Source organism: Microbacterium paludicola, assembly GCF_039529675.1.
Taxonomy (GTDB): Bacteria; Actinomycetota; Actinomycetes; order Actinomycetales; family Microbacteriaceae; genus Microbacterium; species Microbacterium paludicola.
Genome location: NZ_BAAANG010000066.1, coordinates 1 through 531, shown reverse-complemented (window position 1 = coordinate 531; position 531 = coordinate 1). Strand labels below are relative to the sequence as shown.

The 531-nt window shown below is 75.1% G+C and carries 1 protein-coding gene; it reads right to left on the bottom strand.

Features of this window, described 5'->3' with window-relative positions:
• A partial coding sequence (locus ABD161_RS15740; RefSeq protein WP_344005139.1) for an IS110 family transposase occupies window positions 1-531 on the bottom strand: 531 nt, incomplete at both ends.

Sequence of the window (531 nt, the reverse complement as noted above, 5' to 3'; positions counted from 1 at the left end):
CCTGGATCCGGCGAGCCAGCGCCCGCAGTGCGTGCCGGGCGGCGTGTGCCGGTTCGTGCAGCCGGGTCAGGTCGGGTCGCAGCGCGGCGGCCTTGGCGATACGGGCCTGCGTCGTCAACGGCAGCAGGACCTCGCGGATCTCCTCCGGGGCGGTGGTGATCAGGTCCCGCAGCTGCGAGACCGCCGCGGTGCGGGCCTTGACCGCGCCGCCGCGGGCGACCAGCAGCGCCCGGACCGCCTCGACGATCCCCGTGGACACCTTCGGGCGTGCTGACGCGGTGCCGGCAAGGACCGCGCGGGCGGCGTGCTCCGCGTCGATCGGGTCGGACTTGCCCTGCCGGGCGCGGGTGGTCTTGTCCGGACGGTTCACCTCGACCACGTCCATGCCCTCGGCCAGCAGGTGCCGGGTCAGCCCCGCCCCGTAGGAGCCGGTCGATTCGACCCCGAACGCCTCGACCTGTCCGTGCCCGAGGGCCCAGTCCGTCAGCTGACGGTATCCGGCCGCGGACGCGGCGAACTCCGCGCCGGCGA